At 70.9% G+C, this 6,000-nt stretch carries 6 protein-coding genes; 5 read left to right on the forward strand and 1 reads right to left on the reverse strand.

The features are described from left to right. Window positions 1-289: 289 nt before the first annotated feature. Both ACFC51_RS02940 and ACFC51_RS02945 read left to right on the forward strand, forming a co-directional pair. Window positions 290-1,405, forward strand: coding sequence for a magnesium and cobalt transport protein CorA (locus ACFC51_RS02940; RefSeq protein WP_376380111.1), 1,116 nt, complete (start codon window positions 290-292; stop codon window positions 1,403-1,405). 12 nt (window positions 1,406-1,417) lie between these two features. Further along, window positions 1,418-1,936 carry a hypothetical protein gene (locus ACFC51_RS02945; protein WP_376380108.1) on the forward strand — a complete coding sequence of 173 codons (519 nt, stop codon included), beginning with the start codon at window positions 1,418-1,420 and terminating at the stop codon, window positions 1,934-1,936. A 13-nt stretch (window positions 1,937-1,949) separates the two neighbouring features. On the opposite strand, the gene ACFC51_RS02950 is transcribed toward ACFC51_RS02945, so the two are convergent. After that, on the reverse strand, window positions 1,950-2,702 hold the full coding sequence (locus tag ACFC51_RS02950; RefSeq protein WP_376380105.1) for a hypothetical protein: 753 nt from the start codon (window positions 2,700-2,702) through the stop codon (window positions 1,950-1,952). Between the two features lie 173 nt (window positions 2,703-2,875). Between ACFC51_RS02950 and ACFC51_RS02955 the strand changes: the two genes are divergently transcribed. Genes ACFC51_RS02955 through ACFC51_RS02965 form a run of 3 tightly spaced genes read left to right on the forward strand, consistent with a single transcriptional unit; the run spans window position 2,876 to window position 5,876 of the window. After that, a complete protein-coding gene (locus ACFC51_RS02955; RefSeq protein WP_376380103.1) occupies window positions 2,876-4,150 on the forward strand; it encodes a magnesium transporter MgtE N-terminal domain-containing protein in 1,275 nt (424 codons plus the stop codon). Further along, window positions 4,140-4,718, forward strand: coding sequence for a DUF1003 domain-containing protein (locus ACFC51_RS02960; protein ID WP_376380100.1), 579 nt, complete (start codon window positions 4,140-4,142; stop codon window positions 4,716-4,718). Before ACFC51_RS02955 ends, ACFC51_RS02960 begins: the two co-directional genes overlap by 11 nt. 24 nt (window positions 4,719-4,742) lie before the next feature. Then, window positions 4,743-5,876: an Mrp/NBP35 family ATP-binding protein gene (locus ACFC51_RS02965; protein ID WP_376380097.1), complete on the forward strand. Its 1,134-nt coding sequence runs from the start codon at window positions 4,743-4,745 to the stop codon at window positions 5,874-5,876. The last annotated feature ends 124 nt before the right edge of the window (window positions 5,877-6,000 follow it).

Genomic DNA, 6,000 nt, shown 5'->3' on the forward strand with positions numbered 1-6,000 from the left:
GATCCCCCACGGGGGACCGGCCGGAGGAGGTGGGGCTGCGGTGGATCCAAGTCGACCGTGCAGTACCAACCGCTCTTCCGCACGCCGCTTTCCTTCTGTGTCCTGACGCCCCTCCCGGCCGTCACCACGGCAGTTCGCGCACCGGAAGAGCCCCGCGTTTTTGCCTGTCTGTAGCGAACGCCGTCATCGTGCCCACGCGGTGCCGCCCGCTTTGCGGACGTGAGCGCACGTCCCCATTCCGGGCTGTTCCACGTGCCCGCCGACGGCCCTCCGTGAAGAGGAGCCAGCCATGTCGATGATCCGTGACCTGCGCGCCGCCGTGCGCCCGTCCATGCGCAAGAGCAGCACCCCGTACAACAGCTACGACGCCACCCGTGACCCGTCGGCCTCCAGCGCCGTCGTCGACTGCGCGGTGTACCGGGACGGGCGGCGGCTCACCGACGCCTCCAGCCTGACGCCGCGCGAGGCGATGCTGCGTGTGCGGGAGGAGGGCGGCTTCGCCTGGATCGGCCTGCACGAGCCGACCGAGGAGGAGTTCGCCGGTATCGCCCGGGAGTTCGGGCTCCACCCGCTGGCCGTCGAGGACGCCGTCCACGCCCACCAGCGGCCCAAGCTGGAGCGCTACGACGACACGCTCTTCACCGTCTTCAAGACGATCCACTACGTCGAGCACGCCGAACTGACCGCGACCAGCGAGGTCGTCGAGACCGGTGAGGTGATGTGCTTCACCGGGCGGGACTTCGTCATCACCGTCCGGCACGGCGGCAAGGGTTCGCTCCGGGCCCTGCGCCACCGGCTCCAGGAGGACCCCGAGCTGCTCTCCAAAGGTCCTTCCGCCGTGCTGCACTCCATCGCCGACCACGTCGTCGACGGCTACATCGCGGTGGCGGCCTCGGTGCAGGACGACATCGACGAGGTGGAGATCGACGTGTTCTCCACCCCCGCCAAGGGGACTCCGCGCGGGTCGGACGCGGGCCGGATCTACCAGCTGAAGCGCGAGGTGCTGGAGTTCAAGCGCGCCGTGTCGCCGCTGCTGCGGCCGATGCAGCTGCTGAGCGAGCGGCCGATGCGGCTGATCGACCCGGACATCCAGAAGTACTTCCGCGACGTGGCCGACCACCTGGCCCGGGTGCACGAGGAGGTCATCGGCTTCGACGAGCTCCTCAACTCGATCCTCCAGGCCAACCTGGCCCAGGCGACCGTCACCCAGAACGAGGACATGCGCAAGATCACCTCCTGGGCGGCGATCATCGCCGTACCGACGATGATCTGCGGGGTCTACGGCATGAACTTCGAGCACATGCCCGAACTGCGGTGGACGTACGGCTATCCGATGGTGCTCGCGCTCATCGGCGTCGTCTGCTTCTCGATCCACCGCACCCTCAAGCGCAACGGCTGGCTCTAATAGAGTGCGCGCATGACTGCTGCTGACGTGTTGCTTGCCCGGGCTCTCGTCGAGGAGGCCACCAAGAAGTCCGGCCTGATCTGGGTGCGGGGCTCGGGTGCCTCCAGGGCGCTGTGGCACGTGTGGCACGAGGGTGCGGCCCTGCTCGTCGGCGACGGCCCCGGGGAGCAGCCCCTCCCCGAGGGGCTCGACGCCGGCGCCGCCGCCGAGGTGACCGTGCGCAGCAAGGACAAGGGCGGCAGGCTCGTCGCCTGGACCGCCGCCGTCACGGTGCTGGAGCCGCACTCCGCGGAGTGGGAGGCGGCGGTCGCCGAGCTCAAGGGCAAGCGGCTGAACGCCCCGGACGCCGAACAGCTGACGGAGCGCTGGGCGCGGGAGTGCCGGGTCGTACGGCTGGCGCCCGGCTCTTCGAGCACCGAGCTGCCGGACGGTTCGCTGGCCGCGGCGCCGCTGCCCACCGGGGCGACCACGCGCAGGACGGCTCCCGCCGCGCTCCCCCGGCTGCTGCTGAAGCGCCGCGGGAGGCGCTGAGGGGCCGGTCCGGTCAGCCGGACGACCTGGGCAGCTCGCCGCCGTAGTCGACGGTGTCGTCCTCGGACGGCGCCTCCAGCCGGAAGCTCTCGCCCCAGTCCCGGAGGGTGACGGTGCCGCCGCCGCCGCCCCGGGCCACGCGCAGAGGGTAGGGCGTGCCCTTGAGCGAGACGTCCAGGGCGCCACCCTCACCCTTTCCGCCCATGATCTGCACGGTGCGCACCCCGCCGACCGTGTCCCGGTCGCCCTTGTTGATCTTCCCGTGCAGGGCGAGCATCCCGTCGAGGAGCGTCTCCTTCTCCGTGAAGCCGCGCAGCTGCCGGTAGGTGGGGTCGTCCTCGGGGACCTTCACGTACATGCCCTCGAGCTTGTCGGCGGCCTGGTCGCTCTCGTCGTCGGCCTTCTCGTCCTTCCAGAAGCCGGCGTCGGCCTTCAGGAAGAGCTCGTCCCCGATGCGCAGCAGCTCGAAGGTGTTCTGCTTCGACGTGACCGAACCCGTGCCGCCCTCGCCGCTGAGCTGCATGTCCAGCGTGTACGTCCCGCCCTTGCTGACCAGTTTCCCCGTCAGCCGCACGGCTTCCGCGGCTTCCGCGGCGGCCCGCGCCTTGGTGTCGATCTGGTCGGCCGTCAGCTTGCCGACGCCGTTGGTCCCCTGGTCCGGGTCCTCTCCGGCGCAGGCCGTGAGCGCGACGGTCAGCCCCGCGCAGAGCACCACGGCGAAGGCGGTCCGGCGGCGGGCCCTGCCGGCCGGGGCGGATGAGGTCACGGGCGCACTGCCTCTCATCTGTGTGTCGGGGGTTGGCAGACGGCAGCGTACCCGTGCCGCGTACGCCGTTCGGCAGAGCGCCGGACGGACGGTCCGCCAGGGCGGCCCGGACCGGTACGGGCTAGCCTGATCACTGCGGAGGAGGACACGGAGGACCGAGGGAGGCGCACAGGATGGCGGCAGGGACGCCCAGGGTTTTCGTGTCGCACCTCTCCGGCGTACCGGTGTTCGACCCGAACGGCGACCAGGTCGGCCGCGTGCGCGATCTGGTGGCGATGCTCCGGGTCGGAGGCAAGCCGCCGCGTCTGCTCGGCATGGTCGTCGAGGTCGTGAGCCGGCGGCGCATCTTCCTGCCGATGACGCGGGTGACGGGTGTGGAGTCCGGCCAGGTCATCACCACCGGGGTGGTCAACATGCGGCGCTTCGAGCAGCGCCCGACCGAGCGACTCGTCCTCGGTGAGTTCCTTGACCGGCGGGTGCGTCTCGTGGAGACGGACGAGGAGGTGACCGTCCTCGACGTCGCCATCCAGCAGCTCCCGGCCCGCCGCGACTGGGAGATCGACAAGTTCTTCGTGCGTAAGGGACGCGGCGGGGCTTTGCGCCGCAAGGGCGAGACGCTGACCGTCGAGTGGTCGGCCATCAGCGGCTTCTCGCTGGAGGAGCACGGGCAGGGTGCCGAGAGCCTCGTGGCGACCTTCGAGCGGCTGCGCCCGACCGACGTCGCCAACGCCATGCACCACCTGACCCCCAAGCGCAGGGCGGAGGTGGCCGCGGCCCTGGACGACGACCGGCTCGCCGACGTCCTGGAGGAGCTCCCCGGCGACGACCAGGTGGAGATCCTCGGGAAGCTGAAGGAGGACCGTGCCGCGGACGTCCTGGAGGCGATGGACCCGGACGACGCGGCCGACCTGCTCTCGGAGCTCCCGGAGGCGGACAAGGAACGCCTGCTCGCCCTGATGCGGCCGGACGACGCGGCCGACGTGCGGCGGCTGCTGGCGTACGAGGAGCGGACCGCGGGCGGGCTGATGACGACCGAGCCGATCATCCTGCGGCCCGACGCGACGGTCGCGGACGCCCTGGCCCGGGTCCGCCAGCAGGACCTGTCACCCGCTCTGGCGGCCCAGGTGTACGTCTGCCGGTCGCCGGACGAGACGCCCACCGGCAGGTACCTGGGCACCGTGCACTTCCAACGGCTGCTGCGGGATCCGCCGTACACCCTCGTCAGCTCCATCGTCGACAGCGATCTCGTCCCCCTGGCGCCGGACACCCCGCTGACCGCCGTGACCAGCTATCTGGCCGCGTACAACATGGTCTCGGTGCCCGTGGTGGACGAGAGCGGCTCGCTGCTGGGCGCGGTGACCGTCGACGACGTGCTGGACCACCTGCTGCCCGAGGACTGGCGCGAGACCGACTTCCTGGGCGGGGAGGAGATCGCAGGTGGCCGCTGAGGACCGTTCGCGGACCGCGCCGACCGGCGCCTCGGGCCTCGTGCGCCCGCCGCGCTTCCGGCTCGACCAGCCGAAGGCGCCGCGGCGCAGGCTGCTGCCCGAGTACGACCCCGAGGCGTTCGGCCGGTTCTCCGAGCGGATCGCCCGCTTCCTGGGCACCGGACGGTTCATCGTCTGGATGACGCTCATCATCATCCTGTGGGTGGTGTGGAACATCTTCGCGCCGGAGAACCTCCGGTTCGACGAGTACCCGTTCATCTTCCTGACCCTGATGCTGTCGCTCCAGGCGTCCTACGCCGCCCCGCTGATCCTGCTCGCACAGAACCGCCAGGACGACCGGGACCGGGTCACCCACGAGCAGGACCGCAAGCAGAACGAGCGCTCCATCGCGGACACCGAGTTCCTCAGCAGGGAGATCGCCGCACTCCGGATGGGCCTCGGCGAGGTCGCCACCCGGGACTGGATCCGCTCGGAGCTGGAGGCCATGGTGAAGGACATGGAGGAGCGCCGGGTGCTCCTGCCCCAGGAGAGTGACGAAGCCGACCGCGGAGGGACTACCCGCCCGTAGGTACCGGCGCCGTACCATCGTCCTATGGCTACGGAAGACGCGGTGCGTGAAGCACTGGCGACAGTGAACGACCCGGAGATCCACCGACCGATCACCGAACTGGGCATGGTGAAGTCGGTCGAGATCGATCCTGACGGTGTAGTCGCTGTCACCGTGTATCTCACGGTCTCCGGCTGCCCGATGCGCGAGACGATCACCAGGAACGTGACCGACGCGGTGGCCCGCGTCGAGGGCGTGTCGCGGGTCGAGGTCACCCTCGACGTGATGAGCGACGAACAGCGCAAGGAGCTCGCCTCGTCGCTGCGCGGCGGCACGGCGGAGCGCGAGGTGCCCTTCGCCAAGCCCGGCTCGCTGACCCGTGTCTACGCGGTCGCCTCGGGCAAGGGCGGTGTCGGCAAGTCCTCGGTGACGGTGAACCTCGCGGCGGCGATGGCGGCGGACGGCCTCAAGGTCGGCGTGGTCGACGCGGACATCTACGGGCACAGCGTGCCCCGGATGCTCGGCGCGGACGGAAAGCCCACCCAGGTCGAGAACATGATCATGCCGCCGTCCTCGCACGGCGTGAAGGTGATCTCCATCGGGATGTTCACCCCGGGCAACTCCCCGGTGGTGTGGCGCGGTCCCATGCTGCACCGCGCGCTGCAGCAGTTCCTCGCCGACGTGTACTGGGGCGACCTGGACGTCCTGCTGCTCGACCTGCCCCCGGGCACGGGTGACATCGCGATCTCCGTGGCGCAGCTGGTGCCCAACGCGGAGATCCTCGTGGTCACGACCCCGCAGCAGGCCGCCGCCGAGGTCGCCGAGCGGGCCGGCTCCATCGCCGTGCAGACCCACCAGAAGATCGTCGGTGTCGTCGAGAACATGTCGGGCATGCCGTGCCCGCACTGCGACGAGATGGTCGACGTGTTCGGGTCCGGCGGAGGACAGCGGGTCGCCGACGGCCTGACGAAGACGGTCGGCGCCGAGGTGCCCGTGCTCGGGTCCATCCCGATCGACGTACGGCTGCGCGAGGGCGGCGACGAGGGCAAGCCCGTCGTCCTGTCCGACCCGGACTCCCCCGCGGGCTCCGCACTGCGCTCCATCGCGGAGAAGCTGAGCGGCCGTCAGCGCGGCCTGTCCGGCATGTCGCTGGGGCTCACCCCGCGCAACAAGTTCTGAGCGCACCGACGGGCGGGGGGGGGGGGGGGGGGGGGCCGGCCCCCCCCCCCCCCCCGGGGGGGGCCCGCGACCCCGCCGCCGCCCTAAGGGGGGGGGCGGTGTGGGAAAAAAAAAACCGGCCCCA

The organism is Streptomyces sp. NPDC055962, from assembly GCF_042270185.1.
Classification (GTDB): Bacteria; Actinomycetota; Actinomycetes; order Streptomycetales; family Streptomycetaceae; genus Streptomyces.